This is a genomic window from Sphingomonas tabacisoli (assembly GCF_042678385.1).
Taxonomy (GTDB): domain Bacteria; phylum Pseudomonadota; class Alphaproteobacteria; order Sphingomonadales; family Sphingomonadaceae; genus Sphingomonas_B; species Sphingomonas_B tabacisoli.
The window spans coordinates 2,378,354-2,405,179 of sequence record NZ_JBHUDY010000001.1; the positions used below are offsets into that span (position 1 = coordinate 2,378,354).

The following is a 26,826-nucleotide window of genomic DNA, read 5'->3' on the forward strand; positions in this document are numbered from 1 at the left end:
GCAGCCTTTCCGTTGATCAAAGTGCGGAACCGCTTGGCACGTACCGCGTTGGCGTGGACTGAAAGCAAAACGAGTCCTTCCCGGCGACCTGCTTTGTCCGGACGATCGGGCTCGATCCGGACCTTGGTTACTCTGCCTTGCGGATGCCCCCCGCTCGGCTTGCCGGACTTGTCTGCAATCAGCAGGTTAATGACAACCTACCATATAGAAATCGCGGGTCAGACCGGCCCGGGCGCGCGCCGAGTCGTTGAATGGAGGCTTCAGCGCCCCCTTAAAATGCCGCGCGACGAGCTGTTGCCATGCCGAAACGGGATTCAGGCCGGCCGATTCACAGCCATGCCGGAACCAGATCGTGCCGGCGCGGACGTGCACTTCCTCGTCGGCAAGAATTCGGGTCAGGATGCGTGCGGTCGGCACATCGCCAACCGACTGGAATCGCTCGATTGTTGCCGGCGTGGTGTCGAGGCCTCGCGCCTCCAGCACCATCGGCACCACGGCCAGCCGGGCGAGCGCGTCCTGCGCCGTATCCTCGGCCGCCTGCCACAGCCCGTCATGCGCGGGGAGCGCGCCATAGAAGCTGCCGAGCGCCCGCAAGCGCCGGTCGAGCAGGGCGAAGTGCATCGCTTCGTCGGCGCCGACCCGCATCCAGTCATCGACGAAACCGCGCGGGAAATGCACGCCAAAGCGGCCGATCAGATCGAAAGCCAAGTCGATCGCAGCGAACTCGATATGCGCGAGCGCGTGGATCATCGCGACACGCGACGCGTCCGACCCCATGCGCCGGCGCTTCGGCATGTCCTTCGGCGCCAGCAGCTCGGGCTGTTCGGGCCGCGCCGGCCGATCCGGCATGGCGGCGCCGAACGCGTGATCCACGCGCCCAAGCCGCCACGCCCGCGCAGCAGCACGCGCCGCGCGGACTTTGGCGTAGGGGTCGGCGGCAGTGAGAACTCGGCGCGCCGCCTCGGAGACATCCATCAGAGCGCCTTTGCCGCCTCCAGCACTGCCTGCGCGTGGCCGGGCACTTTCACCTTGCGCCACACCTTGGCGATCTTGCCGTCCTTGCCGATCAGGAAGGTCGAGCGTTCGATGCCCATATATTTGCGGCCGTACATGCTCTTCTCGACCCACGCGCCGAACGCCTCCAGCAATGCGCCGTCGGCATCGGTGCCGAGCGGAACCTTCAGACCGTATTTGTCGGTGAACTTCTGGTGCGCCTTGGCCGGATCCTTGGACACGCCGAGCAGTGCCACGCCGGCCTTTTCGAACTCGCCTGCCAGTGCGGTGAAATCCTGCGCTTCCTTCGTGCAGCCGGAGGTATCGTCCTTCGGATAGAAGTAGAGCACCAGCGGCCTGCCCCGCCACTTGGCGAGCGTCGTCGGCTGGCCGTCCGGGCCTTCGAACGTCACGTCCGGCGCCGCATCCCCCACATCCACCATCACTCGCCTCCTTCGCTGCGCGCGACGATCCGCGCCCAATGTGTGGCCACGCTCTGCCGCGCCGCGGCATAGCCTTCAAGCAGCGCATCCCAGTCGTCGAACCCACAGGCGCGCGCGACCAGCACCCGCGTCGGCGCCGGCGGCTCCTGCGCGTCCGGAGCGACGAGCCGAAGCGTCACGAGCAGCCGCGCCAGCACCGGATAGGCCGAAGCGAGCGAGGCCGGCAGCAGCGCCGCTGCGATCAACTCGTCGATCGCAGCATCAAGCCGAGGGTTGAGCCCCGCGCTATGCTCCAGTTGCGCCGCGTGGACGGAGAATTCCAGATCGACCAGCCCGCCCGCGATCAGCTTGGCGTCGAGCGGACCGGCGGGCGGCTTGTGCTTCGCCATCTCGGCCCGCATCGAAACCACGTCGGCAAGCAATTTGCGCGGATCGCGCGGCCGGCGCAGCACTTCTTCAACCACGGCTCTCACCCGGGCCTGCGCAGGCTCCGAGCCGAACACCGGCCGCGCCCGCGTCAGCGCCATATGCTCCCAGGTCCAGGCGTCCGCGCGCTGATACTCGGCGAAGGAGTCGACGGTGACCGCGAGCAGCCCCTGCCGGCCCGACGGCCGCAGCCGCGTATCGACTTCATACAGCGCGCCGGCCGCGGTCGGCACCGACAGCGCCGCCGTCACCCGCTGCGCGAGCCGATTATAGTAGCGCGTCGCCTCCAGCGGCTTGGCCCCGTCGGAAACGGCGTGAATGTCGCCGGTAAAAAGATAGACGAGGTCGAGATCGGACGCGTGGGTCAGCGCCTCCCCACCGAGCCGGCCCAGCGCCAGGATCACCAGCTCGCTGCCCGGCACATGCCCATGCTGGCGGGCGTGATCCTCGATCGTTGCGGCGGCAAGGACCTGCAGCGCCGCTTCCGCGACCCGGCTGTAGCCCGCCGCGACGTCCAGCGGATCGCTCGTCCCTTCGATCAACTGCACGCCCAGCGCGAAGCGTTTCTCGCCCACCGAGCGTCGGACATGATCGAGCAGCCGTTCGTAATCTCCGCCCTCCGCCGTCGCGAAGCTCCGCGCCAGTTCGGCAACCGGCGGCGCCGGATCGAAGGCCGTCGCGTCGATCAGTCCGTCGAGCAATTGCGGGCGGCGGCCGAGCAGCGCCGCCAAAGTCGGCGCATGCGTCAGGATATCGCCCAGCGTCTTGGCGAGCGGTGGCCGCGCAGCGAGCAGGCGGAAGAAATTGATCGCGCTCGGCACGCCGCCGACGATGTCGTCGAGCCGGTGCAGCGCAGCGTCCGGGTCCGGAGCCTGGCCCAGTGCCGCCACCAGGCTCGGCAACACTTCTTCCAGCGCCTCGCGGGCAGCGGGGCTCTGCGTCGCCCGGACGCCCCCGCCGCGCCAGCGTTCGATGACGGCACGCGCCGCGTCCGGCGGATCGAACCCGGCTTCGGCGAGCGCCGGCTTCAACGCTTCCCCGACCGGTAGGCCGCGGACATCCTCATCCTCCAGCGCATCGTAGATACGCCCGACGGTCTCGACGTGAGGCCGCAGCAGGTCGAGCAGGTCCGCCCCACGATCCAGCCCATGCAGCCGCGCCACATTGTCCAGCGCCGCCGGATCGCGCGGCAGTTCGTGCGTCTGCCGGTCGTCGACCATCTGCAGCCGGTGCTCGACCGTGCGGAACAGCCGATAGGAATCTGTGAGCTGCCCGGCATCCGCTGCGGAGATGATCCCCGCCTCGGTTAGAGATTGTAGCGCCGGAATGGTAGTCGGCGAGCGCAGCGACCGCTCCCGGCCGCCGTGAATGAGCTGGTGGATCTGCGCGAAGAACTCGACTTCGCGAATGCCGCCGCGCCCGCGCTTCAGGTCAAAGCCCGGCCCGAACGCCTCGCGCCCGTGCTGTGCGCGGATGCGGTGCGACATCGCCCGCATTTCCTTGACCGCGCCGAAATCCAGCGATCGCCGCCACACGAACGGGCGGATCGCGTCGAGAAAGCCTTGCGCCAGAGGGAGGTCCCCGGCGGCGGCGCGTGCGCGCACGAATGCCGCTCGCTCCCAGTCCACCGCGCTCGATTCATAATAAGAGATCAGCGCCTCGACCGGCAGCGCGATCGGCGTCACTTCTGGCGAGGGCCGCAGCCGCAAGTCGATCCGGAACGCGTAGCCATCGGCGTCGCGCGTCTGCAACAGCTCGATCACACGCCGCCCGATCCGCACGGCAGCTTCGCTCGCTTCCTCCCGCCCACGGTGAGGCAACGTGTCGGGGTCGAAGAGGAAGATCGGATCGATATCCGACGAATAATTGAGCTCGCGCCCGCCATGCTTGCCGAGCGCAATCACGCCGAAGCCGCGCGGCTCCTCGCCCGGCACTCGCTCCTCGATCGCCGCTGCGATCGCCCGGTCGAGGCTGCGATCGGCCAGATCGCTCAGCGCCTCGACGACCTGCTCCAATGACAGCGCACCCGCCAGATCGCCGACCGCCAGCACCAAAGCCGTCCGCGCCCGCTCCAGCCGCAACTGGCGCGAGACAGGGCCGTCAGCTAAGGCGCACGCCGCCAGCGCGCCGGCCAAATCGCCGGCGGTCAGAAGACGGACAAGATCGCGGTGTCGTTCGATCTGCGCGCGCAGAAACGGCGCATGCGCGGCTGCGCGTTCGAGTGCTTCAGAGAGGTCAGCGGCTGTCGCGTTCACGCCACAGTCTTTGGCCGCGGTTCGTTCCGCGAGCAACACGCTCGCAACTTCACACAGATCAAGGCGTTGGGATCGTTATGTTCAACCGCCGATACAACGAGCGTTCCATGACTGAGAGCCGGTTCATCGCCGTCTCGACGCCTTCGCGCACGGAAGGCGTCGGCCGCGCGTTGCAGGTGGCTTTTCGCGACGGCTTCGAGCTGCCCGCGGAAATGCGCGCCGCCCTCGACAAGCTCGAAGCGATCAGCCTTTAGCTGTCGTCGTCTTCCTGGTCAGGCTGTTCGCCAGCCAGGATTTCGACGTCGCGGCTCAGATCGTCGACCTGACCCATGATCGTCTCGAGCGCGCCGCGGCCGCCATTGCCCGGGCTGTCGCGGCGTGAGGGGAGCGAACCTTCGGTCAGCAAAGCTTCGAGCGCGACGCGCCCGCGCGCAACGCGGCTCTTGATCGTGCCGACCGCGACGCCGCAAATCTCTGCCGCTTCTTCATAAGCGAAGCCGCCGGCGCCCACCAGAATCAGTGCCTCGCGCTGCGGCTGCGGCAAGTGCATGAGCGCGCGCTGCATGTCGGCGAGTTCGACATGGCGGTCCTGGCTGGCCGGCGCGGCGAGCAGCCGGTCGGCGGTCAGGTCGTCCCACTCGCCCTTGAAGCGCGCGCGGCGCATCTGGGAGAGATACAGGTTGCGCAGAATGATGAAGGTCCAGGCGCGCATGTTGGTGCCGGCCTGGAAGCGCTTGCGCGCCGCCCACGCCTTCAGCAGCGTTTCCTGGACGAGATCGTCGGCGGTGTCGCGGTTGCCGGACAAGGAACGGCCGAACGCGCGAAGATGCGGAATCACGAGCCCCAATTGCTCGCGGAATTCCTCATCCGACAGCGCCGCGTGGGGCACGGCGTTCGGTTCTTCTTCATGATCGACACGGCGGGCAGTGGCTTCGGCCATTAGTACCTTGCGAGAATTTGGGACTTATCGTTCAGGCGGGATGTGTCGATCGCTGGTCACCGCCCAACGAAATAAGCGAGAATGAACCCCAATACGACCAGGACCAGAGCAGCGGAAAGAATATAGCGGACGACGCCCGGCTTCGACGCGGCCCGGGCCTCCGTCGCTGTCCGGTGGATTTCGTCGTCGGCCATTTCATTTCGCCCCTGCTACGGTCACGGCCAACATAACGCCGCGACTCGTAGCAAGTTCCGGCACCTGATTCAGGTCAGGCCGGAACGGTCGCGCGATCGAAAAACAGCGCTTGCGCGATTGCCGCCTTCACCGTGGAGCGTTGGAACGGCTTGGTGATCAGGAAGGTCGGCTCGGGCCGTTCGCCGGTCAGCAGACGCTCCGGGAACGCGGTGATGAAGATCACCGGCACCGAGAATTCGGCCAGAATGTCCTTCACCGCGTCGATGCCCGAGCTGTCGTCGGCCAATTGAATGTCGGCCAGCACCAGCCCCGGACGGCGCGCCTTGGCTTGCGATACGGCCTCGTCGCGCGTCACCGCGACACCCGTCACGTCATGGCCCAGATCGCGGACGATCGTTTCCAGATCCATCGCGATGATCGGCTCGTCCTCGATGATCAGCACTTCCGCGCGGGTCTGCTCCTCGATCTCCGCGAGCGCTTCCGACACCAGCCGGTCGACTTCGTCGGCCTCGGCCTCAATCAGATAGCCGGTGTCTTCCGGCGTGAAGCCTTCCATTGCGGTCAGCAGCAGCGCCTGGCGCGGCAGCGGCGTGATGCGCGACAGCCGCGCGCGGGCGATCGCTTCATTGTCCGTGCCTTGGACGCTCGTCGGCTCATCGTCATTGGCGACGTTGACCGAGCTCCAGATCGCCTGGAACGTCTTATAGAGCCCCAACCGCGGATCGACGTCCCGCGGGAATTGGTCCGGCGCCTGCACGATCGCTTCCAGCGCGGCCTTCACATAGGAATCGCCGTGCTGCTGGCTGCCGGTAAGCGCGCGGGCGTAGCGGCGCAGGAAAGGAAGGTGGGGGGCCAGTTGTTGACCAAGCGACATGATCGGCGGGACTCCTGCAAGCTGATATGGCCCGTCCAATGGATCGGGTGTCGCGAGCTTGGCAAGCCCCCTCCCCCAAGCGCCGGACGGGATAAAAAAATCTGGCGCATGGGTGGAACAAACGAAATGCTATTTTGTTTCACGTCCGGCGCTCGGGCGGCTATTAGCGCCCGCGCGGTCCATTTTTATTGGTCCTTGGGCATGTCGGCTTGGCCGGTTGTTGGGGGGTATGTTGGTTTCGAACGCCAAGCGCAAAGTTGAACGGAAAGCTTCGAAGCCTGGAGAGGCCGGCGCACCGGACAGCAATGTCGGCCAGGCGCTGCGCTCCGTCTATGACGAGGCCATCGACGAAGCGATTCCGCCAGAGATGCTGGACCTCCTCGGCAAGCTCAAATAGTTAGATCGTTATGGCCAGCGCCGCCCCCGCGCGCGCGGTGACCGCGGGGATTGTCGACCGGTTTTCGCGGCTCTCCGCCGGAAGCCGCCTGATTTTCCTGCTGTCGTTCGCGCTCCTGCCCCTGGGGTTGCTGGCGATCATCGCCTCGCTGCAGATTTCCCGGAGCGCCGATCTGGAGCGCCGTGCCGCGGTGCGCATCGCCGCCAGCGAAAGCGCCCGACGGCTGGCCTCGGAACTCTCCGTCGACGTCACGGCGCTGCGTTCGGCCGTCAATCTGCTCGAGCGCGGCGCGGACGAAGCGGCAACCTGCGCGCGCACGCAAAGCGTGCTCGCCACCTCGTTCGACGAGCCGACCAGGTTCGCGATCGTCACGCGCGCCGGCCGGGCCGTGTGCGGGTCGCAAGAAGGCTGGACGGCGCGGCGGACGCTCGCCCCGAGCGGCGATCTGTCCGCGTCGCTGGCACGTGACGGGCTGGTCGTCACCATCCCGGGCGACACGAAATCGTTTCTCGCCCTCGCCTATTACCCGCGCGAGCCGCTTGCCCGCATCCTCCGGCCTGCAAGTTTCACGGCGCCGTACAGCCTGGTGATCGCGAGCGCGAACGGCTCGCTGCCGCTTATCGCAGACTTCAAGCCCGGCGCGCTGCAGCGGCGCGAAACGGTCACCACGCCGGTGCCCGGCATCCCGCTGTCGCTGATGATCGCTGTGCGCAGCGCGCCTTTCACCCCGGCGGAAGTGCTGATGATGCTGCTGCCGCTGGCGATGTGGCTGGTGGCCGTGGCGATCGCCTGGATCGTGTTCAACCGGCTGGTGATCGGCCCGCTCGCCCAGCTTCGGACCAACATCGCCAGCTATCAGCCGGGCGAGATCGCCCAGCCGCTCAGGCGCATGACCATCCCCGCGCGCGAGATTCAGGAGCTCGGCGAGACCTTCCAGGCAATCAGCCGCACCGTCGCCGCGCACGAGGATGAGCTGGCCGCGGGCCTCCAGCGCCAAACCCGGCTCACGCGCGAAGTGCACCACCGGGTGAAGAACAACCTCCAGGTCGTCTCCAGCCTTATCAATCTCCACGCGCGCGCCGCGCAGAGCCCGGAAGCGACGTCCGCCTATGCCTCGATCGGCCGGCGGGTCGACGCGCTCGCAGTGGTCCACCGCAATCATTATGCGGAGCTTGAGGAGAATCGCGGCGTCAATCTCCGCTCGCTGATCGGCGAGCTCACCGCCAATCTTCGCGCGACCGCGCCGGGAGAGGCGCAGCGGCTCGCGATCCTGATCGATGTCCCGGCCGTCTATGTCAGCCAGGACACCGCGATCCCGCTCGCTTTCCTTGCGACAGAGCTGATCGAGCTGGCAATGACGATCAATCCCGCCGCCTCGATCCGCGTATCGGTGATCGCCCAGCCCGAACCCGATCGCGCCTGCCTGATCGTCGGCTCGCCGGCGTTGAAGGACGCAGACCGGCTCCGCGAATTGCTGGCCGATCGCTATGGACGCGTCCTCGAGGGCCTCTCGCGGCAACTGCGCAGCCCGCTGGAGCGCGACACGGAGAGCGGCTCTTTCCAGGTCTGTTTTCCGCTCGCTCCCGATCCGCAAAAATAATTCGAAAAAAATTTCGAAAAGGCTGGAACCCATTTCGTCCAGCCTCGTTATGCAGTTCGGATAGTGACCTTTTGCCCCCCCGCTCTCGCTATCCAAGACAATGGGCCCGGACACGTCAGCCTCCCCCCGGTGACGTCTCCGGGCCCAAATTTTTTCCAGCCATTCTCTTTATTTACCTAGGTTTCTTTCGGACGCGGAACAGCCTTTGCGTTCGCGCATTGGAAGTTTCGCGCGCGGGTCGCGCCGAAACAGGAGACAGACAATGGTTCGCAAAACGATCGCTCTGGCGTTGGTCGCCGGGTCGTTGCTCGTTGCAGGCTGCAACACGGTCAGCGGCGCCGGCAAGGATCTTCAGTCGGCCAGCAAGGAAACGAAGGACGCGATCAACGGCAAGTAAGCCGCGCGTTTAGGACACTCGAATTCAGGCCTCCTCGGCGATCGCCGGGGAGGCTTCCTTTTTGCGCCGCCGTTCGGTGAACCAGATCGCGATCAGCGCGAACTCGTAGAGCAGGATCAGCGGCACCGCGAGCAGGAGCTGAGAGAAGATGTCCGGCGGCGTCAGCACTGCCGCAATGATCGTCGCACCGACGATCGCGTAGCGCCGCCCGCTCACCAATTGCTTGCGGGTCACGATCCCGGCGCGCTCCATCAGCATCAGCAGCACCGGCGTCAGGAACGCCACGCCGAACCCGAACATGAATTTGGTGACAAAGCTCAAGTAATTGCCGACGCCCGGCAGCGCTTCCTGCTGCACGCCGCCGACATTGCCCTGATAGCCGAGCAGGAAATGCAGCGCGATCGGCATCGCCGCATAATAGGCAAGCGCCGCCCCCATCAGGAACAGCACCGGCGTCATCAGCAGGAACGGAAGCAGCGCTTCCTTTTCCTTGCGATACAGGCCCGGCGCGACGAACTGCCAGAGCTGCGTCGCCATAACCGGAAACGCGACCATGATCGCCGCGAAGAACGCGACCTTCACATTGACGAAGAACGCTTCGAAAATATCGGTGTAGATCAGCTTGCCCTGCCCCGCCTTCAGCAAGGGCTGGACCAGGAACGCGAAGATCGGCCGCGCGAAATACAGGCACACGCCGAACGCTGCCGCCAACGCTGCGAACGACCAGAGCAGCCGCCGCCTGAGCTCGATCAGATGCTCGAGCAGCGGCGCGCGCGTGTCGTCGATATCCTTCACCGTTCGCCCTCATGCTCGCCCGCGGCAGGCGGCGGCGCGGTCGGCGTCGGCTCGGGCAGCGGAAGCATCGGCGCGGAATCGCTCACCACCGTCGGCGCATCGTTCGTCGCCTCCGGCGGCCAGGAACCATCCGTCGCCGTCGGATGCTCGCGCATGATCCGCTCATTCTCCTCCGCCCACTTCTTTTCCATCTCGGCGAGCTCGGCCTCGCGGATCATGGAGTCGATGCCGGAGCGGAATTGGCGCGCGACGCCGCGGGCGCGCCCGACCCAATAGCCGAGCACGCGCATCGCCTTGGGCAAATCCTTGGGGCCGATCACAACCAGCGCAACCACGGCGCACAGCAGCAACTCGGTCGGGGCAACGTCGAACATCGCGCCGCGTCTAGGCCATTTGGCGAACCGCAGGAAGGGGCTGGCAGGCTCTTGAAGCCGGATTCGGTCCACCTAAATTTCGCATGTCGGGCCGCCCGTTCGGGGGCTCGGCAGTGCAAATGGCGTCGCCTGACGGGGCGCCGAGGCATTCAATTTGCTCGAAAGGAGACTTTGATATGCGTAGCTTTGACTTGACCCCCTACCGCCGTTCGATGGTCGGCTTCGACCGTCTGTTCGACCTGCTCGAGAACAGCGCCCGCAGCGCTGCGCCGAGCGACAATTATCCGCCCTTCGATCTCGAACGCGTCGCCGACGATCGCTACCGGATCACGCTCGCCGTAGCCGGCTTCAAGAAGGACGAGATCGATATCGTCGCCCAGCAGAATCTGCTGCTCGTCACCGGCAAGAAGGACACGGCCAATCAGGACCGGTCCAGCTTCCTCCACGTCGGCATCGCGAACCGCAGCTTCGAGCGCCGGTTCGAGCTCGCCGATTTCGTGCGGGTCGAAAATGCCGATCTCGCCGACGGCCTGCTCACCATCGAGCTGGTGCGCGAAATCCCCGAGGCGATGAAGCCGCAGAAAATCTCGATCGGCGGCGGTGCGCCGTCGTCGGTCCGCGAAGAGAAGACGCTGGAGCACGCCGCTTAAGGCGCGCCGCCGGCTAAATATTCGGGGCGGCCCACCCCCTGGTCGGGCCGCCCCTGTTGCTGGAAGAAGGTGATGATCTCCAGGCCGGGCGACAGGCCCGGGCCGGAACGCCAGTTACTCGGCGGCCATCGCGATTTCTTCCAGAACCTCCTTGTTCAGGACGCGGACGCGTCCATGTTCCAGCGCGACCACCCCGGCATCCGCCCAGGCGCCAAGCTGGCGATTGATGTTTTCGCGGCTGATGCCCGCGAAAGCGCCGAGTTCGCTTTGGCTCAGCCGCAGCGCGACGCCTTCCGCCCCCGTCTGCATCAGCCGCTGGAGCGAACGCGCCAGCCGAGGGCCTGAGGCGTAGGCGCGGTCGCTCTCAATCGTATTGTTCGCGTTCCTCAGGCGGCGCGCCATTTCGCGCAGCAGCCGCCATGCGACGCTCGGGTGCTTCTCCAGCACTTCGCGGAACGCCTTGGCGCCGAGTTTCAGATACTGGCCTTCGCCCACCGCCGTAACGCTCGCGGTGCGCTCGCCGCCGTCCAGCAGCGCGATCTCGCCGATGACGCTTCCCGGCTCCAGATAATCGAGGATGATCTCACGGCCGTTCGACGCGACCATGCTGACACGGATCGTGCCGTCGAGGAGGATGATGAGATAATCGCCGTGATCGCCCTGGTGCAGCAGCACGTCGCCCTTCTTCATCGGGAACAGGGTTGCCCGCTCCAGAAGGTCCTGCAGCTCCGTCGTGCCCCATGACGCAAGCAGCGCGCTTCGGGACATCATCTGCGACAATTGTTCGGCGTTCATCATCTTCCCCGGCCCAGCCCGATTTGACGCCTAAGCAACATACCGGGCTCTCGTTGCCCCGATTCGCGGCGGAGCGATGTGATCGCTGTCACAACCTCTCGCTGCGGGCGAAATCTTCACGACTGAGTAAGCCATTTGCGCGACAAATATGCGCTATGTTCGGCTATTCGCGCCTGTTCCGCAGCCGCTGGAGCGCTCTCCTCTGGGCGGCCGGCATCGTCTGGTTCGCGATCGAGGTCGCGTCCCCGGACCAGCCGCCTGCATCCAACGAGACAAATATTTCAAACGTGCTGGAATAGCTTTCGCCCGGGCAACGGAGCGCTTATCTGGAGCGGATGCCTCCGTTGCTTGATCGATTGTCCAGCCGCGAGCGGCTGCGCATCGCCTGTGCGCTCGCCTTCTGGGCGGCGACCTATGTGCTGTTCATGACCTGGAACCAACTGCAAAGCGAGTTTCCGCTCGCCCCCTGGCAAAGCCGACGGCTGATCGCGACCCTTTGGGGTGCGCTGCTGTTCTTCGCGTTCACCCGGCTGGCCGACCGGATCGACGGCCGCAGCCTGCGCGACCGCAGCCTGATCCTGCTCGGCGGCGCCGTCGCCTGCGGCGTCGCCATGATCCTGGGACGCGCGACGATCGATCATTTCCTCGCCTCGGCGCTGCATGAGCAGACGTCGAGCTGGTCCCGCCATCTCCGCTTCACCATGATCTGGGGCGGATATTTCGGCGGCGCCGCCATCGCTTTCCTGAGCTTTACGCAAAGCCTCGCCAAGCCGGCCGAGGCTCAGGAAACCGAGGCGCCAGCGGAGCCGCACGGCGCCAACGACAGCAATTATCCGGATGCCCTGTGGGTCAGCCGCGGCCGCGAAACCGTGCGGGTCTCGACGGACGCGATCGACTGGATCGAAGCGGAAGGCGACTATGTCCGGCTGCATGCGCGCACCGGCGGCGGGCTGCTGCGCGGCACGCTGAGCGGCCTCGAAGCCAAGCTCGATCCGGCGACCTTCGCGCGGGTGCATCGGTCGGCGATCTGCCGGCGCGACGCGGTCGTCGCCATGCTGCGCAAACCGTCAGGTGCGATGGCGGTCCGGCTGGACAGCGGAGTCGAAGTCCCCGTCGGCCGGCGTTACCGCGACGCCGTGGCAGAGTTGCTCGGCCAGACCAGGGAACCCCCAAGCAAAATCCCCGCCTGACATTCGCCCGCGGATCGCGGATGTTCGGCGGCGCAAACTGACGTTCGTCGCGGCGACGGGTGCTCCGTCGAGCTTTTATTTCCCCATTCCAGGCGCTGCGGCATCGGGACGCGGCAATGACCGACGCTCCTCCCTTTTTAGATGCACTGCTCACGATGCGTTACGCGACTTCCGACCCGGCCAGGGCTGCGGAGCTCGACTGCAATGACGCAATCGCCAAGCTTCAGCTGCACCTGGCGCGAGCGGCGGAACAGCAGGCACCGGCAGCCACCGTGCTGCCGCTGCGCGCGGGCTGTCGCGGCTAGCGACGGTTCCCGCGTTCCACGAAGTCCTGTCCGGCGGCGCTCCCCCAACCACCCCCGCGCCGCTGGGCAGGGCTTCGACGAGCTCCCTTAGTGCGCCGCGAGCAATCCTGCGCGGCGGACGCCGGGCCGATTGCGCGTGAAGGCGAGCGTCGGGTCGATCGGCCCGTCGAAGGAAATCCCGATCCCGATGCCGTCGCCCCAGCGAACATAGCCGACGACCGCACCGATCCCCGGCAGCTCGATTTCGACCTCGTCCCCCGGGCGCGGCGGATAGGCGCACTCGCCTTTTAGGCCGTGTGCGGAGATGTTGCGCACCGTCAGCGGCATCCGGTTCAGCGTCCCGGCGCGTCCGATCACGCCGCGCAGATAGACCGAGTAGCGCCGCTCGCGCGGGATCAGGTCGCTGCCGGCGGGAATTCGGATTTGCTGACTGTTGTCCATGCGGAACGAGTTACCGCGGGCGGGTGAACTCTTGGTAAACGCCTTGTTGACCGTCTTGCACCGGCGGCGTGAACAGGCGGAAGTGCGTCTTGAGGATCGGCCGTCCGATCCAGCCCCGATCCTGCGCCAGCCGCGCGAGCCGTTCGTCGAGGTCGGCGTTGCCGGACGTCGCGGGGCTCTCCCCGCCGACAACAATCGCCCCGATACCGTGCAAATCCGGCCGCCGGCCCGACATCAGCCGCAACCGCTGCTCGGCGTCGCGATCGAGCAGCGTCGCACTCCGGAAATAGAAAGGCCCGGGCGCAAAGGCCGGCGCGATACCGAAGCCCGCCAACGAAACGAACTGCGGCGAAAGGCTCGCGACCGGGCCCACAACATGGGCCCGATCGAGACCCTCGCGGAGCCGACCGCCTTCGCGTATCGCTGTGGGGAAGCTCATCGCGCCGCTTCCGAACTGCACTCCCAACTCCAGGGCGCCCGCCACCACGCATACGGCAGCGAACGCCTGCCAGCTCCGGCTCGGGCGCGTACCGGTCAGCCGCACCGCGGCCAGCACGAACAGCGGCGGCAGGGCCGGCATCAGATATTGCCGCCATGTCGGCGCGGGGATGAGGGCGGCGACCACGCCCGCGACGCAGAGCATCTCAAGGACCGGCAACGCGCCGCGCTTCCGGTTCAGCACGGCAAGCACCGCAACGGGCAGGCACGCGCCAAGGCTCGCGAACTTCAGAAAGTCGACCAGCCGCCCGCCAAGCGAAAGCTTCCACGGCTGCCCGGCATAATATTCCGCGGGGGCGCGCGCCGGAAATCCGATCACGTCGAACCAAAAGGCCTCGGGCGCTTCGGCCCAGGTCCACGCCACCAATAGGGCCGGCGCGACGGCTCCGAGCGCGACCCACACCGGCCGCCGCCCCGACTTCGCGAGCGTCCAGGCGCCATAAGCCGCAGCGGGAACCGCGTAGGAAATCTTGCAGGCCCCAGCCGCAGCCAGAATCCCGCCGATCGCGAACGCCTGCACCGGCGACGATCCATCCTTCCCTCGCACGATCAACGCGATCGCCCCGGCCAGCAGAGCCGCGGGGACAGCATCGTTTCGCGCCACCGTGAAGCAGAAGAAGAACACGCCCGTCGTCGCGAACAGCGCCGAACAGACGAGCGCCGCCCGCCGCGACGCGCCCGCCTGCACGGCCCCGTCATAGATCAACGCCGCCGTCGCCACGCCCAGCAAGGCGTTCGCCACCCGCAACGTCGGCCACGCCCAATGCCCCGTTGCCCAAACGAGCGGCGCGAACAGCAGCGGATACAGCGGCGTCTGGAAATAGCCGAAATCGCGATAGGGCAGCAGCCCCTGCCCGCTCAGCACTGCCGCCGCCACATACTGGCTTTCGTCGTGATCGACGGGCCGCAGCAGCGCCGCCGCGATCAGCAGCACGGCCAGGCCGACAAAGCCGGCCACGGTCCAGCTCCTTCCGATTGCCGCGCGCTCCACGAAAACCGCCTGCGCCCGCGGTTAGCACTCTGTCAAAGTTTCCGTCTTATTCACTCAGCCCGGAACAGAGCCAGGTGCTGGGGACGGGATGAGCGCATTCGGAAAACGCGGCGGAGTTGGCGGACAAAGGCCATCCTTCGGCGTCGCGCGCCCTATGCAGGGGGGCGCCCCCGCTCCTGCCCCCGCGCCCGCCCGCGACGCTCCCGCCGATCCCTTCCCCGTTGCCGACGCCGAGCCGATCGCGCCGCCGCTGGACGCGATGCAGCGCCTGGCCGAGCGCCAGGCCGCGTCGGGCGAAGCCGGCCAGTCCAAGTCTGAAGGTTTCGAGGCCTCGGTCCACCGCATCAAGGAGCAGGTGCTCCCGCGCCTGCTCGAGCGCGTCGACCCGGAGGCCGCCGCCTCGCTCAGCAAGGACGAGCTCGCCGAGGAATTCTCGCCGATCATCGGCGAAGTGCTCGCCGAGCTGAAGATCACGCTCAACCGCCGCGAGCAATTCGCGCTGGAAAAGGTGCTGATCGACGAGCTGCTCGGCCTCGGGCCGCTCGAGGAATTGCTCGCCGACCCCGACGTCTCCGACATCATGGTCAACGGCCCGCAGCAGACTTACATCGAGCGCAAGGGCAAGCTGGAGATCGCGGGCATCCAGTTCCGCGACGAAGAGCATCTGTTCCAGATCGCGCAGCGCATCGTGAACCAGGTCGGCCGCCGCGTCGACCAGACCACGCCGCTCGCCGACGCCCGCCTGAAGGACGGCAGCCGCGTCAACGTCATCGTGCCGCCGCTCTCGCTTCGCGGCACGGCCATTTCGATCCGTAAATTCTCCGCCAAGCCGATCACGCTCGACATGATGGCGAAGTTCGGATCGATGTCCGAAAAGATGGCGACCGCGCTCAAGATCGCCGGCGCCAGTCGCTTCAACATCGTCATCTCGGGAGGCACCGGCTCGGGCAAGACGACGATGCTCAACGCCCTGTCGAAAATGATCGACCCGGGCGAGCGCGTCATCACGATCGAGGACGCGGCCGAGCTTCGCTTGCAGCAGCCGCACTGGCTGCCGCTCGAAACGCGTCCCGCGAACCTCGAGGGCCAGGGCGCGATCACCATCCGCGATCTCGTCATCAACGCACTGCGTATGCGCCCGGATCGCATCATCCTGGGCGAAATCCGCGGCAGCGAGTGTTTCGACATGCTCGCCGCCATGAACACCGGCCACGATGGCTCGATGTGCACGCTTCACTCCAACTCCCCGCGCGAATGCCTCGCGCGTATGGAGAACATGGTGATGATGTCGGACATCAAGGTGCCGAAGGAAGCGATCAGCCGCCAGATCGCCGACTCGGTCGACCTCATCGTGCAGGTGAAGCGCCTCCGCGACGGCTCCCGCCGCGTCACCAACGTCACCGAAGTGATCGGCATGGAAGGCCCGGTGATCGTGACGCAGGAGCTGTTCAAGTTCGAGTATCTGGACGAGTCCGCCGACGGCAAGATCATCGGCGAATATCGCAGCCAGGGCCTGCGCCCCTACACGCTCGACAAGGCCAAGCAATTCGGCTTCGACCAGGCGTTCCTCGAAGCCTGCTTGTAGAAATCGGGCCGAGCCGACCGAGCCGCGCGTTCATTAACCATGTTAGTGTCTTTGCGGATTCAGTCCCAAACTGATACAAGTGAGTCGTCCCGCGCATCCAATGAACGGGAAGGTTCAAGGCTCCATTTTTGAACGGAGCCAATGTCGCACGCGCGCATTTCATGCCCGGGACACGAACTAGGCAAGCAGGGGCGGGCAATGGCCGACGCCAAGGCTCTGGTTGGGCGCTGGGTTGAAATCCGCGAGGAAGGCGGCGACGGCCGCATGGTCCTCCGTGCCGACAGTCCCGACATCCCTCCGGCCCGCGGACGCCGCTCGATCGAGTTGGCGGAAGGCGGGAAGGCATCGCTCCACGCGCCTGGTCCGGACGATCGCAGCCGTTCGAGCGACGGTAGCTGGTCGCTCGAAGGCGATCGGCTGCGCATCGATGCGCCCGGTTGGTCGGGCAGCTATGTGATTGACTCTATTGGGAATGACCGGGTCGTGCTCAGCCCAGGATAGACCTCGTGTAAAGAGACGTCTGGGCCCCTTTGATGGAGGCTCAAATGGCAGGCACGAAGAACGACCAGAATAACGGCAACGACGGAAAACCTCCGGCGAACGGCGGGAAAGGCGACGGCACGCCCGTGCCGACGCAACGGACCTGCGGCACGATGGCGGTCCACCACCGCCTGCTCGCCACCGACGCCCGCTACGCGGCGGCGCGCCAGCGGATCGAGGAGCAGGCCTTCGCCGCGCAGCGGATGGGAACGGCGGGGCGCAGCGGCTGCACCGAGATTCCGGTGGTGGTGCACGTCGTCTGGCGCGTCGCAGCCGAGAATATCTCGCAGGCCCAGATCGACAGCCAGATTGCCGTTCTCAACGCCGACTATCGCAAGCACAATGCGGACGTTTCCTCGGCGCCGGCGCCCTTCGCGCCGCTTGCTGCTGACTCCCGCGTCGTCTTCAAGCTGGCGACCACCGATCCGAACGGCAATCCGACCAACGGCGTCACCCGCACCCAGACGCAGGTCAACGGCTTCAGCGACGACGACGCGGTCAAGTCCGCGGCGACCGGCGGCGCCAATGCGTGGCCGCGCGACCAGTATCTGAACATCTGGGTGTGCAAGCTCGGCGGCGGCCTGCTCGGCTATGCCCAATTCCCGGGCGGTCCGGCGAACACCGACGGCGTCGTGATCCTCCACAGCGCGTTCGGCACATCGGGCACAGCGGCGGCCCCGTTCAACCTCGGCCGCACCGCCACGCACGAGGTCGGCCACTGGCTGAACCTGCGCCACATCTGGGGCGACGACGGCGACGGGTGCGGCGGCAGCGATTTTGTCGCCGACACGCCGAACCAGGCCGGTCCGAACTTCGGCGCGCCGGCCTTCCCGCATGTCAGCTGCTCGAACGGGCCGAACGGCGACATGTTCATGAATTACATGGATTATGTCGACGATCGCGCGATGGTGATGTTCACCACCGGCCAGGTCACGCGCATGCAGGCCGCGCTCGACGGGCCGCGCAGCGCGATCGGCCATTCGGTCTCATGCGGAAAGCCGCTGCCGAAGGAAGTCGTCAAGGAGCCGATCAAGGACAATCCGAAGGACTTCATCAAGGAACCGCTGAAGGACCTCCCGAAGGACGGTCACAAGGATCTTCCGAAGGACCTCCACAAGGACAATCCGAAGGACATCATCAAGGAGCCGGTGAAGGACGGCCACAAGGACAATCCGAAGGAAGCGCACAAGGAGCCGCCGAAGGACCCGGCCAAGGAGCTCGCCAAGGATCCGCCCAAGGACGGCCACAAGGACTTCCCGAAAGAGCCGATCAAGGAGTTCGTGAAGGACCTGCCGAAAGACCCGCCCAAGGACATCCCGAAGGATGGCCACAAGGATTTCCCGAAGGACAATCCGAAGGACATTATCAAGGAGCAGCCGAAGGAAGGCATCAAGGACTTCATCAAGGACGGCGGCAAGGATCCGATCGTCGATCCGGGGCCGAAGAAAATCTTCGAGAACCCGAAGGACCTGGTCGAAAATCCGGGCATTCCCGGCGGCGGCGTGGTCAATCCGCCGATCGGCGTCGCAGGCGGCGGCGGAACGCCGTTCGTCCTGGGCGGCGCCGTGGGTGGAGCAGCGGCCGGCGGCGGCCGCGACGCCGGGCAGGACAGGCAGCAATTGCTTGCCGGCTATGCCCAGTTGATCGGAGCTCTGAGCCAGATCGCCCAGACGGGCATGCTGGATCAGGGCGGTCAGATGCTGCTCCAGCAGCTCATGGCCACTTACCAGGCCCTGATCGCGCAAGGCTGAGCCTGCGCGCCTGTATCAATGCGTAACCGGGCGGCGGCCGATCCCCCATCGGCCGCCGCTTCAGGATGGAGCGCCCCATGATCCTGATCATATCCTTCGCGGACAACGAGCATGTCCGCCGCGTCACCGAGCACCTTTCCCGCCCGCACCGCATCGTCGACATCGCCTGGTTCCCGTCCCGCATGGCGCTGACGGCGCTGTCCGGCAGCGACGGCCTGACGCTCCGGCTCGATCCGGCGGACGGCGGCGCGATCGAGATCGGAGAAGTCGGCGCGGTCTGGTGCCGGCGGCTGCGGCCGATGACGATCGACAACAGCGTCACCGATCCGGTGGCGCGTATGTTCGCCTGGTCGGAATCGAACGAGGCGCTGCAAGGCCTGTGGCATTCGCTCGACGCCTTCTGGATGAACCCGCCGCTGGCCGACGAGGCGGCACAGCGGAAAATCCTTCAGCTCAAGATCGCGATGGAAGAGGGTCTGGCCATTCCCGAAACCTGCATCACCAACGATCCCGCCCAGGCGCGCTCTTTCATCGACGCCGCCGGCACGACCAAAGTCATCCGCAAAGCCTTCCGCAACATCGCCGAAGCCCCTCGCCCGACCGCGACCGTCGAGCCCGCCGACCTCACGCGGCTCGACGCGGTCCGCTTCGCGCCGGTCATCTTCCAGCATTTCGTCGCGGCGGATCTCGACCTGCGCACCACCGTGATCGACGGCGAAATGTTCACCGCCGCGATCCGGTCCGACGCCGATCATCAGGTCGATTATCGCCAGGGCCTCGGCACCGCGACGGTCACGCCCTACGACCTGCCCGACGACGTGGCCGAGGCGCTACGCCGGCTGATGGACCGGCTCGGCCTGAAATTCGGCGCCGTCGATTTCCGCGTGACCCCAGAGGGCGAGCACGTCTTTCTGGAGGTCAACCCGGCCGGCGAATATCTGTTCGCCTGCGACCGCACCGGCCAGCCCGTGCCGCAAGCGATCGCCGCCTGCCTCGAACGCCACGACACCGGACGCTGAAGCCTGCGCTCATCGAACCGCGGCCGGCTTTGGTCGAGCGCGGCTTGCGGCTAGCATTTGGGGAAGGTCGAGCGGAAACGACCGTCTTTTCAGGAGGAACCATGCGCGCTTTCGCCGTCGCCGTCGCTCTCGTCACGTCCACCGCCGCCGTAGCCCAGGCGCCCAGCCCCGCCCTCAAACAGGCCGTCGCGGCGCCGACGCGCACCGAAGCGAACAAGGCGCGCGACGTCTATCGCCACCCGGCGGAGACTCTCGCCTTTTTCGGCGTGAAGCCCTCCGACACGGTGGTCGAAATCTGGCCCGGCGGCGGCTGGTACACCGAGATTCTCGCGCCCTATCTGGCGCAAGGCGGCGGCCGACTGATCCTCGCCAATCCGAAGGGGACGTTCGGCAAGACCATGTCGGCCAAGCTCGACAGCAACCCGGCAATCTATGGCAAGGTCGAGCGCGCCGCCTTTCCTGCGACCGTGCTCGGCGGCACCGGCGTCGCGCCCGGCACTGCCGATGTCGTGCTGACCTTCCGCAACGTCCATAACTGGCGCGCCGGCGAAATGGCGGAGGGCGAGGCGGACTACAGCGTCGCCGCCTTCAAGGAGCTCTATGCGATGCTCAAGCCCGGCGGCGTGCTCGGCATCGAGGATCACCGCCTGCCCGAAAAGGCCGACGCGGAGCGGGAGCGCCCCAGCGGTTACATGAAGGTTTCCACCGTCCGCCGCCTCGCGGAGCAGGCCGGGTTCAAGTTCGCCGGGGCGTCCGAAGTGAACGCCAACCCTAAGGATACGGCTGACTGGCCCAAGGGCGTGTGGACGCTGCCGCCCACCTATGCCGAGGGCGAAGCCGATCGCGCCAAATATCAGGCGATCGGCGAGAGCGACCGCATGACGCTGAAGTTCGTGAAGCCCGCCGCCTAGAAGGGAAAGTTCGCGAGCGGATCGTCGTTAGCGGCCGCTCGCGACTCACGCATCCGCCAGGCAGCGAAAGCGAGGATGCCGGCCGAAACCAGCAGTCCGGCCGCAATCGGCCAAAGGCTGACTCGCGCCGGCTCGTCGTCTTCCGCCGACACCGGCTCCAGCCATAGCTTCGGACCAGCCAATCCGGCCCGGCCTGTCGCCTCGGCATAGGCAACACCGGAGCCTTCGCTGATCGTAACGGTATTGCCGTCGCCCAGCGCGAGCTGGTGGCTCAGCGCCGGGTCGCCTTCCCCCGCGCGCACCGAGGCCTTGTCGCCGCGCATGCCTTGCGCCGGCGGCGGGTCGCGATTGGCCTGGTCGGCCATGCCATAGATGCGGGCTTCGCTTTGCTCTGCCATGCCGTCTAAACGTCCTGCCCCCGCCAGAGGTTCACGATGACCATCCCGTTCGATGCTTTCCTCGAAGTCGATATCCGCGTCGGCACCATCGTCTCCGCCGAGCCGTTCCCGGAAGCGCGCAAGCCCGCCTATAAATTGCTGATCGATTTCGGCCCCGAAATCGGCCGCAAGAAATCGAGCGCGCAGATCACGAAACATTACACGCCGGAGGACCTCGCCGGCCGGCAAGTCGCGGCGGTCGTCAACTTCGCGCCGCGCCAGATTGGGCCGTTCATGTCGGAGGTGCTGACGCTCGGCTTTCCCGACACGGACGGCGAAGTGGTGCTGATCGTGCCCACCCATTACGTGCCGAACGGCGGACGGTTGTTCTAGGCCGGCGCCCGGCGTAAACCTCTTGAAAACAAGGGGAGGCGTTGGGTGGCGACGGTCGCGATGGATCATGTGGAGGAGCTGCCGCCGAGCGACGTGCGGCTGGTGATCGGCGCCTCGTCGCTCGGCACCATCTTCGAATGGTACGACTTTTTCATCTACGGCACGCTCGCGCCGATCGTCGGCAAGGTGTTCTTTCCCGCGAGCAGTGGCGTCGCCCAGCTCCTCCTCACGCTCGCCACCTTCGCCGTCGGCTTCGGCGTGCGGCCCTTGGGCGCCGTGCTGTTCGGCTATCTGGGCGACCGGTTGGGGCGCAAATACACCTTCCTCGTCACCATCGCGCTGATGGGCCTCGCCACCGCCGGGCTCGGCTTCGTGCCGCCCGCCGCGCAGATCGGCGTCGCCGCGCCCATCATCCTGCTCTGCCTGCGCGCGCTGCAAGGCCTGGCGCTGGGCGGCGAATATGGCGGTGCCGCGATCTATGTCGCCGAACATGCCCGGCATGACCGGCGCGGCTTCTACACCAGCTTCATCCAGGGCAGCGTCGCCGGCGGCTTCATCCTGTCGCTGGCAGTGGTGCTCGCCACCCAGGCCGTGCTCGGCAAGGAAGCATGGGAAGCCTGGGGCTGGCGCTTCCCGTTCGTCTTTTCGCTCGTGCTCCTCGCCGTCTCGCTCTGGATGCGGTTGAAGCTCTCCGAAAGCCCGGTGTTCAAGGCGATCAAGGAAGCCGGCGAAACCGCCCGCAACCCGCTGAAGGAGACCTTCACCTATCCCGGTAACGGCCGCCGCCTGTTCGTCGCCTTGTTCGGCATCGCCGCCGGCCTGACGGTCATCTGGTACACGGCGATGTTCCAGGTGCTCTATTTCTTCCAGAACGCGATGAAGCTTGAGCCGACCATCGCGCAGATCCTGGTCGGGATCGGCGCGGGCGCCGGCCTCATCTTCTTCGTCTTTTTCGGCTGGCTGTCGGACCGGGTCGGCCGCAAGGCGCCGATCGTGGTCGGCTATGCGCTGACGCTGATCCTGCTGTTCCCGATCTTCACCGTGATGGGCCACGCCGCCAATCCAAATCTGGCGACCGCCTCGGCGCGCGCGCCGGTCGTGGTTGGAGGCAAGGACTGCAGCTACAGCCCCTTCGCCAAGGTGCAGGCGACCGAATGCGGCAAGGCGCTCGACATGCTGTCGAAGCGCGGCGTGCCCTATTCGATCAACCGCAGCCTGGTCGGCGTCATTATCGGCGAGGAGCGAATGAGCGCCGGCCGCTACCCGACCGAAGCCGAGTTGGACGCCTCGCTGAAAATGGCCGGCTATAATCTGGAGAAGGTGCGGCCATCGGGCGGCAATATCGTGATCATTCTGCTCGGCGTGCTGGGACTGAGCGCCCTGTCCGGCGCGACCTACGGCCCCGTCGCGGCGTTGCTGTCCGAGCTGTTCCCGCCGCGTATCCGCTACAGCTCGATGTCGATCCCATACCATATTGGCACCGGCTATTTCGGCGGCTTCCTGCCGTTCGTCAGCCAGTACATCGTCGCCAAGACGGGTAATCCCTACGCCGGGCTTTGGTACACCTGGGCAGTGACTGCGATGGCGCTGGTGGTGACGCTTGCCTTCCTGCGCAAAGGCGATCTCAGTCATCTCGACTAGGCCGCGCCGGCCCGCTACCCGCGCCCGGTGATCCTGGCTCCCCCTCATCGCCTTCGCCTCGACGGCGCCGCGCTCGTCGCCAATTGGCGCTGGTTGAAAGCGCGAGGCGGTGGCGCGGCATGCGGCGCGGCAGTGAAAGCCGACGGCTACAGCCTCGGCGCGCGCGAAGTCGTCGCGCGACTCGCAGCGGCAGGGTGCCGGGATTTCTTCGTCGCCACCTGGGCCGAGGCGGCAGCGCTGATGCCGCTGCCAAGCGGCGTGTCGCTCTCTGTCCTGCACGGCGTTCGGTCGGAAGACATGGCAGCCAAGAACGTCAACGCCCGCCCCGTGCTGAACTCGCCCGAGCAGGTGCGGCGCTGGCGCGACGCGGGCGGCGGCCCGTGCGACGTGATGATCGACACCGGCATCAACCGGCTCGGCCTGTCGCCGGCGGATGTGGGCCTGCTCGATGGCCTCTCGGTCGAAACGCTGATGAGCCATCTCGCCTGCGCCGACGAGGACCGGCCGGAAAATGCCGCCCAGAGCCATGCTCTGATCGCCATTGAAGGGAGCGTGCCGCACCAGCGGCTCAGCCTAGCCAACTCGGCCGGCGTCTGCCTCGGCCCGGATTATGCTTTCGACCTGACTCGCCCTGGCCTCGCGCTCTACGGCGGCGTGCCGCGCGGCGAGGCGGCGGGGCACATCCGCCAGGTCGCTTTTCCCGAGGCTCAAATCCTCCAGCGCCGCCGCGTTCAGGCTGGCGATGCGGTCGGCTACAACGCAACTTGGCAAGCACCCCGCGACACCGAGATCGCCATCCTCAACATCGGCTATGCCGACGGCATCCTGCGCGCCTTCTCAGGCGTCGGGCAAGCACTAGCCAATGGCCGCGCCCTGCCCTTCATCGGCCGCGTGTCGATGGACCTGATCGCGATCGACGTCACCGCCGCACCGGACCTCGGCGAAGGCGATTGGGTGGCGATCGACTACGACCTGCCGCGCGCGTCGGCCACCTCGGGAATCGCGCAATACGAGTTGCTGACCGCCTTGGGCGACAGGTTCGAACGGATTTGGGTTTAGAAGCGGGATCCCGGCTCAAGGCCGGGATGACGGGGTAATTAGTATTCGTCACCCCGGCCTTGAGCCGGGGTCCCGCTCTCTTGTTTCTACCGCTCCACGCAGAGCGCGATGCCCATGCCGCCGCCGATGCAGAGCGTCGCCAGACCCTTCTTTGCATCGCGCTTCTGCATCTCGTGGATCAGCGTCACCAGGATGCGCGCGCCCGAGGCGCCGATCGGGTGGCCGATCGAGATCGCGCCGCCATTGACGTTCACCCGGCCCGCGTCCCAGCCCAGCTCCTTGCCGACCGCCAGCGCCTGCGCCGCGAACGCCTCGTTCGCTTCAATGAGGTCGAGGTCGCCGATCGACCAGCCTGCCTTTTCCAGCGCGCGCTTGCTCGCCGGCACCGGGCCGATGCCCATGATCGAGGGATCGACGCCGCACGAGGCCCAGCTCGCGATCCGCGCCAGCACCGGGGACCCGCGCCGCTCCGCTTCCTCGCGGCTGGTCACGACCAGAGCCGCCGCGCCGTCGTTCAGGCCGGAAGCATTGCCCGCCGTCACGGTTCCTTCCTTCTTGAAGGCCGGGCGCAGGCCGGCGAGGCTCGCCACCACCACCCCTTCGCGGATGAACTCGTCGCGGTCGACGACCGTGTCGCCCTTGCGGCCCTTGATCGTCACCGGCGCGATCTCGTCGGCGAAGCGGCCCGAAGCGCGCGCCTTTTCCGCCTTGTTTTGCGAGGCAGTCGCGAATTCGTCCTGCTGGTCGCGCGTGATCTGGTATTTCTCCGCGAGATTCTCGGCGGTGATGCCCATGTGATAGCCGTTGAAGACGTCGGTCAGTCCGTCCTTGATCATCGTGTCGATCAGCTCGACCGAGCCCATCTTGGTGCCGCCGCGCAACTGCTGCGCGTGGGTGGAGAGCGACATATTCTCCTGCCCGCCCGCGACTACGATCCGCGCGTCGCCGGTCGCGATCATCTGCGCGGCCGTGGCGACGGCGCGCAGGCCCGATCCGCAGACCTGGTTCAGCCCCCAGGCCGGCACTTCCTTCGGCACGCCCGCCGCCATCGAGGCTTGCCGCGCCGGGTTCTGACCCTGCGCCGCCGTCAGTACCTGGCCCAGGATCACTTCCGAAACGTCCTCGCCCGAAACCTTCGCATCGGCGAGCGCCGCTTCGATCGCGACGCGGCCGAGCTCGTGCGCCGGCGTTCCCGAAAAGTGGCCGAGAAAGCTGCCGACCGGCGTGCGCCGCGCGGCGGTGATGACGATGTCCTGCATGGCTCCGCTCCTGACGAGAATCTTGACTCCGCGCCTATCAGCTTTGCTGCGCCTGCGAAAGCATCGCGGCGAGCGGCTGCCAGAGCTGTTCGCGCGCGCGCGATCCGACGATCATGCCGACATGGCCCAGACCCAGCGTCCGCGCGTTCGGCAGGCGCGGCGATGAGGCCGCCGGCACGATGCGGTCGTTGAGCGAGACGAACTCCAGCGTCGGCACGCGCAGCCGTGCGGGATCGACCGCTTCGCCGCCGACACGCCAACGCCCGCCGCCCGTTACGTCGCCGCCGATGAAGTCGTCGAACAGCTCCCGCCCGGCAGCATGGGTCAGCGGCGCGCCGTCGTTCGCCCAGTCCTCGAGCGCGATGAAAGCCTGCGCTTCCGCGCTCCCCGGAGCGAGCAGCCCGAACCGACCGTATTTCGCCACCGTCCGCTCCGGGTCCAGCTTCCAGAAGCCGGTCTGAAGCACTTCCATCGGCACCAGCCCGATCAGCTCGGCCATCGGCTTGGCCGCTTCCCAGAGCGCGGCGATCTCCCCCCGCGCCCGCGCACCGAAGCCTGCAAAATGCCACGGCGCCGCAATCAGGGTCAGGCTCCTGATCCGCGCGTGCATCGCGGCGCCCAGCGCCATCGTCCCGCCCAGGCAATAGCCGACCAGATGCACCGGCTCGCCGAGCTGATCGATCAGCGGCAGCAGCCGCTCCGCGACATGCCCTGCGACATCCAGCGCTCCCCCATCCTCCGGATAACCCCAATCGACCAGCAGCGGCCGCACGCCCTGCCCGCTCAGCCAGCGCAGCAGCGAGTTCCCGTCGGCAAGGTCCAGGATGAAAGGCGGGTTGATCAGCGACGGCACGAACACGGCCGGCGGACCCTCCCCGCCGTAATCGCGAAGCACCGCCCGTCCGGCGCGCGCGACGATCGGCATGTCGTCCGGGCGCGGCGTCCGTTCGGCTTCCTGATAGGCCCGCAATCCGGCCAGCACAGATGCGCGCCGCGACGCGTCGCCTTCGGTCTGCTCGCGCACCAGATCGAGGAAAAGCGTCAATGGCCGCGGGCCGTGTTGCGCTGCGGCATAACCCGGTGCTAGCGTCGCGCTTTCAGTCAAAGGCTCATACATGGCCAAGAATCCCAATCGCGATGCGCCCGAAGTCGTCGTCATCAAGAAATACGCGAACCGCCGCCTCTATAACACCGAGACGTCGAGCTACATCACGCTCGACCATCTGGCGACGATGGTGCGCGAGGGCCGCGATTTCCAGGTGCTCGACGCCCGCACCGACGAGGACATCACGCGTTCCGTGCTGACCCAGATCATCATGGACGAGGAATCGCGCGGCCAGACGATGCTGCCGGTCAATTTCCTGCGGCAGCTCATCGCAATGTACGGCGATTCGATGCAGTCGATGGTGCCGCAATATCTCGAAGCCTCAATGGACGCGTTCCGCCGCAACCAGGCGCAGTTCCACGAAGCGATGAAGGGCGCCTTCGCGGGCGGTCCCTTCGCCGAGATTGCGCGCCGCAACATGGAAATGTTCGAGGCGGCGACCAGCGCCTTCCGCCCGCAGGGCAAGGGCGGCCCGGCAGCAGCAACAGCAGCCGTTTCCAAGGACGACGAAGTCGCGGCGCTGAAAGCGCAGCTCGCCGATCTCCAGTCGAAGATCGAGAAGCTGGGCTGACCGGCTTGCGTGCCGGCCCAGGCTGACGCACCTTCCCGCCAATCAAGGGGGAGGAT

General features: G+C 66.6%; 31 protein-coding genes. 17 read left to right on the forward strand and 14 right to left on the reverse strand.

The window, feature by feature from the left end:
- Positions 1-186 precede the first annotated feature (186 nt).
- The 3 genes from ACFSCW_RS12000 to ACFSCW_RS12010 are packed head-to-tail and all read right to left on the reverse strand — an operon-like array spanning position 187 to position 4,117.
- Positions 187-975: a ferritin-like domain-containing protein gene (locus ACFSCW_RS12000; RefSeq protein ID WP_380889476.1), complete on the reverse strand. Its 789-nt coding sequence runs from the start codon at positions 973-975 to the stop codon at positions 187-189.
- Complete coding sequence (locus ACFSCW_RS12005; RefSeq protein WP_380889479.1) at positions 975-1,436, reverse strand: peroxiredoxin; 462 nt, start codon at positions 1,434-1,436, stop codon at positions 975-977. The genes ACFSCW_RS12000 and ACFSCW_RS12005 overlap by 1 nt, the downstream gene beginning before the upstream one ends.
- On the reverse strand, positions 1,436-4,117 hold the full coding sequence (locus ACFSCW_RS12010) for a bifunctional [glutamine synthetase] adenylyltransferase/[glutamine synthetase]-adenylyl-L-tyrosine phosphorylase (protein WP_380889481.1): 2,682 nt from the start codon (positions 4,115-4,117) through the stop codon (positions 1,436-1,438). The genes ACFSCW_RS12005 and ACFSCW_RS12010 overlap by 1 nt, the downstream gene beginning before the upstream one ends.
- 107 nt (positions 4,118-4,224) lie before the next feature.
- Between ACFSCW_RS12010 and ACFSCW_RS12015 the strand changes: the two genes are divergently transcribed.
- The gene (locus tag ACFSCW_RS12015; RefSeq protein ID WP_380889483.1) at positions 4,225-4,371 is read left to right on the forward strand and encodes a hypothetical protein; all 147 of its coding nucleotides are present in this window, start codon (positions 4,225-4,227) and stop codon (positions 4,369-4,371) included.
- Here ACFSCW_RS12015 and ACFSCW_RS12020 read toward each other — a convergent pair.
- The 3 genes from ACFSCW_RS12020 to ACFSCW_RS12030 all read right to left on the reverse strand — a co-directional run bounded on the left by ACFSCW_RS12020 (position 4,368) and on the right by ACFSCW_RS12030 (position 6,126).
- Positions 4,368-5,057, reverse strand: coding sequence for a sigma-70 family RNA polymerase sigma factor (locus ACFSCW_RS12020; RefSeq protein ID WP_380889485.1), 690 nt, complete (start codon positions 5,055-5,057; stop codon positions 4,368-4,370). The genes ACFSCW_RS12015 and ACFSCW_RS12020 overlap by 4 nt on opposite strands.
- 56 nt (positions 5,058-5,113) lie before the next feature.
- Complete coding sequence (locus tag ACFSCW_RS12025) at positions 5,114-5,251, reverse strand: hypothetical protein (RefSeq protein WP_380889488.1); 138 nt, start codon at positions 5,249-5,251, stop codon at positions 5,114-5,116.
- Positions 5,252-5,325: 74 nt separating this feature from the next.
- On the reverse strand, positions 5,326-6,126 hold the full coding sequence (locus tag ACFSCW_RS12030) for a response regulator (protein WP_380889491.1): 801 nt from the start codon (positions 6,124-6,126) through the stop codon (positions 5,326-5,328).
- 232 nt (positions 6,127-6,358) lie between these two features.
- Between ACFSCW_RS12030 and ACFSCW_RS12035 the strand changes: the two genes are divergently transcribed.
- The 3 genes from ACFSCW_RS12035 (at position 6,359) to ACFSCW_RS12045 (ending at position 8,520) form a co-directional block, all read left to right on the forward strand.
- The gene (locus ACFSCW_RS12035) at positions 6,359-6,523 is read left to right on the forward strand and encodes a NepR family anti-sigma factor (protein WP_380889494.1); all 165 of its coding nucleotides are present in this window, start codon (positions 6,359-6,361) and stop codon (positions 6,521-6,523) included.
- A 10-nt stretch (positions 6,524-6,533) separates the two neighbouring features.
- Positions 6,534-8,123 (forward strand): sensor histidine kinase, encoded by a 1,590-nt coding sequence (locus ACFSCW_RS12040; RefSeq protein ID WP_380889497.1) that lies wholly within the window; start codon positions 6,534-6,536, stop codon positions 8,121-8,123.
- Positions 8,124-8,385: 262 nt separating this feature from the next.
- Entirely contained in the window at positions 8,386-8,520 is a 135-nt protein-coding gene (locus tag ACFSCW_RS12045; RefSeq protein ID WP_380889499.1) for an entericidin EcnA/B family protein, read from the forward strand.
- Between the two features lie 24 nt (positions 8,521-8,544).
- On the opposite strand, the gene tatC is transcribed toward ACFSCW_RS12045, so the two are convergent.
- Positions 8,545-9,315: a twin-arginine translocase subunit TatC gene (gene tatC, locus ACFSCW_RS12050; protein ID WP_380889502.1), complete on the reverse strand. Its 771-nt coding sequence runs from the start codon at positions 9,313-9,315 to the stop codon at positions 8,545-8,547.
- Positions 9,312-9,689, reverse strand: a complete 378-nt coding sequence (tatB, locus tag ACFSCW_RS12055) for a Sec-independent protein translocase protein TatB (protein ID WP_380889504.1) — start codon at positions 9,687-9,689, stop codon at positions 9,312-9,314. The genes tatC and tatB overlap by 4 nt, the downstream gene beginning before the upstream one ends.
- Positions 9,690-9,865: 176 nt before the next feature.
- Between tatB and ACFSCW_RS12060 the strand changes: the two genes are divergently transcribed.
- Positions 9,866-10,339 (forward strand): Hsp20 family protein, encoded by a 474-nt coding sequence (locus tag ACFSCW_RS12060; protein WP_380889506.1) that lies wholly within the window; start codon positions 9,866-9,868, stop codon positions 10,337-10,339.
- Positions 10,340-10,453: 114 nt separating this feature from the next.
- On the opposite strand, the gene ACFSCW_RS12065 is transcribed toward ACFSCW_RS12060, so the two are convergent.
- Positions 10,454-11,137, reverse strand: coding sequence for a Crp/Fnr family transcriptional regulator (locus tag ACFSCW_RS12065; RefSeq protein WP_380889508.1), 684 nt, complete (start codon positions 11,135-11,137; stop codon positions 10,454-10,456).
- A 152-nt stretch (positions 11,138-11,289) separates the two neighbouring features.
- On the opposite strand from ACFSCW_RS12065, the gene ACFSCW_RS12070 reads away from it, so the two are divergent.
- From ACFSCW_RS12070 to ACFSCW_RS12080, 3 genes are all read left to right on the forward strand, one after another.
- A complete protein-coding gene (locus tag ACFSCW_RS12070; RefSeq protein ID WP_380889510.1) occupies positions 11,290-11,433 on the forward strand; it encodes a hypothetical protein in 144 nt (47 codons plus the stop codon).
- Positions 11,434-11,469: 36 nt separating this feature from the next.
- Positions 11,470-12,324, forward strand: coding sequence for a LytR/AlgR family response regulator transcription factor (locus ACFSCW_RS12075; RefSeq protein WP_380889512.1), 855 nt, complete (start codon positions 11,470-11,472; stop codon positions 12,322-12,324).
- 116 nt (positions 12,325-12,440) lie between these two features.
- Positions 12,441-12,629 (forward strand): hypothetical protein, encoded by a 189-nt coding sequence (locus tag ACFSCW_RS12080; RefSeq protein WP_380889513.1) that lies wholly within the window; start codon positions 12,441-12,443, stop codon positions 12,627-12,629.
- An 87-nt stretch (positions 12,630-12,716) separates the two neighbouring features.
- On the opposite strand, the gene ACFSCW_RS12085 is transcribed toward ACFSCW_RS12080, so the two are convergent.
- Both ACFSCW_RS12085 and ACFSCW_RS12090 read right to left on the reverse strand, forming a co-directional pair.
- Positions 12,717-13,070, reverse strand: a complete 354-nt coding sequence (locus ACFSCW_RS12085; protein WP_380889515.1) for a hypothetical protein — start codon at positions 13,068-13,070, stop codon at positions 12,717-12,719.
- Between the two features lie 10 nt (positions 13,071-13,080).
- Entirely contained in the window at positions 13,081-14,526 is a 1,446-nt protein-coding gene (locus ACFSCW_RS12090; protein ID WP_380889518.1) for a DUF2029 domain-containing protein, read from the reverse strand.
- Positions 14,527-14,647: 121 nt separating this feature from the next.
- Here ACFSCW_RS12090 and ACFSCW_RS12095 point away from each other — a divergent pair, with 121 nt between their 5' ends.
- The 5 genes from ACFSCW_RS12095 (at position 14,648) to ACFSCW_RS12115 (ending at position 20,365) form a co-directional block, all read left to right on the forward strand.
- Entirely contained in the window at positions 14,648-16,144 is a 1,497-nt protein-coding gene (locus tag ACFSCW_RS12095) for a CpaF family protein (RefSeq protein ID WP_380889520.1), read from the forward strand.
- A 198-nt stretch (positions 16,145-16,342) separates the two neighbouring features.
- On the forward strand, positions 16,343-16,645 hold the full coding sequence (locus ACFSCW_RS12100; protein ID WP_380889521.1) for a hypothetical protein: 303 nt from the start codon (positions 16,343-16,345) through the stop codon (positions 16,643-16,645).
- A 44-nt stretch (positions 16,646-16,689) separates the two neighbouring features.
- Positions 16,690-18,435, forward strand: a complete 1,746-nt coding sequence (locus ACFSCW_RS12105; RefSeq protein WP_380889523.1) for a zinc metalloprotease — start codon at positions 16,690-16,692, stop codon at positions 18,433-18,435.
- 77 nt (positions 18,436-18,512) lie between these two features.
- Positions 18,513-19,454, forward strand: a complete 942-nt coding sequence (locus ACFSCW_RS12110; protein ID WP_380889524.1) for an MvdC/MvdD family ATP grasp protein — start codon at positions 18,513-18,515, stop codon at positions 19,452-19,454.
- Between the two features lie 101 nt (positions 19,455-19,555).
- Positions 19,556-20,365, forward strand: a complete 810-nt coding sequence (locus tag ACFSCW_RS12115) for a class I SAM-dependent methyltransferase (protein WP_380889526.1) — start codon at positions 19,556-19,558, stop codon at positions 20,363-20,365.
- Here ACFSCW_RS12115 and ACFSCW_RS12120 read toward each other — a convergent pair.
- A complete protein-coding gene (locus tag ACFSCW_RS12120; RefSeq protein ID WP_380889527.1) occupies positions 20,362-20,763 on the reverse strand; it encodes a hypothetical protein in 402 nt (133 codons plus the stop codon). The genes ACFSCW_RS12115 and ACFSCW_RS12120 overlap by 4 nt on opposite strands.
- 36 nt (positions 20,764-20,799) lie before the next feature.
- On the opposite strand from ACFSCW_RS12120, the gene ACFSCW_RS12125 reads away from it, so the two are divergent.
- The 3 genes from ACFSCW_RS12125 to ACFSCW_RS12135 are packed head-to-tail and all read left to right on the forward strand — an operon-like array spanning position 20,800 to position 23,835.
- Complete coding sequence (locus ACFSCW_RS12125) at positions 20,800-21,135, forward strand: tRNA-binding protein (protein ID WP_380889530.1); 336 nt, start codon at positions 20,800-20,802, stop codon at positions 21,133-21,135.
- Positions 21,136-21,195: 60 nt separating this feature from the next.
- Positions 21,196-22,776: an MFS transporter gene (locus ACFSCW_RS12130; RefSeq protein WP_380890111.1), complete on the forward strand. Its 1,581-nt coding sequence runs from the start codon at positions 21,196-21,198 to the stop codon at positions 22,774-22,776.
- 30 nt (positions 22,777-22,806) lie between these two features.
- Positions 22,807-23,835, forward strand: a complete 1,029-nt coding sequence (locus ACFSCW_RS12135; protein ID WP_380890113.1) for an alanine racemase — start codon at positions 22,807-22,809, stop codon at positions 23,833-23,835.
- Positions 23,836-23,921: 86 nt separating this feature from the next.
- Here the strand turns inward: ACFSCW_RS12135 and ACFSCW_RS12140 are convergent, their stop codons facing one another.
- Both ACFSCW_RS12140 and ACFSCW_RS12145 read right to left on the reverse strand, forming a co-directional pair.
- Positions 23,922-25,094 carry an acetyl-CoA C-acetyltransferase gene (locus ACFSCW_RS12140; protein ID WP_380889531.1) on the reverse strand — a complete coding sequence of 391 codons (1,173 nt, stop codon included), beginning with the start codon at positions 25,092-25,094 and terminating at the stop codon, positions 23,922-23,924.
- A gap of 37 nt (positions 25,095-25,131) precedes the next feature.
- Positions 25,132-26,211, reverse strand: a complete 1,080-nt coding sequence (locus ACFSCW_RS12145) for an alpha/beta fold hydrolase (RefSeq protein WP_380889533.1) — start codon at positions 26,209-26,211, stop codon at positions 25,132-25,134.
- On the opposite strand from ACFSCW_RS12145, the gene phaR reads away from it, so the two are divergent.
- Positions 26,210-26,770 carry a polyhydroxyalkanoate synthesis repressor PhaR gene (phaR, locus tag ACFSCW_RS12150; protein ID WP_380889536.1) on the forward strand — a complete coding sequence of 187 codons (561 nt, stop codon included), beginning with the start codon at positions 26,210-26,212 and terminating at the stop codon, positions 26,768-26,770. The genes ACFSCW_RS12145 and phaR overlap by 2 nt on opposite strands.
- The last annotated feature ends 56 nt before the right edge of the window (positions 26,771-26,826 follow it).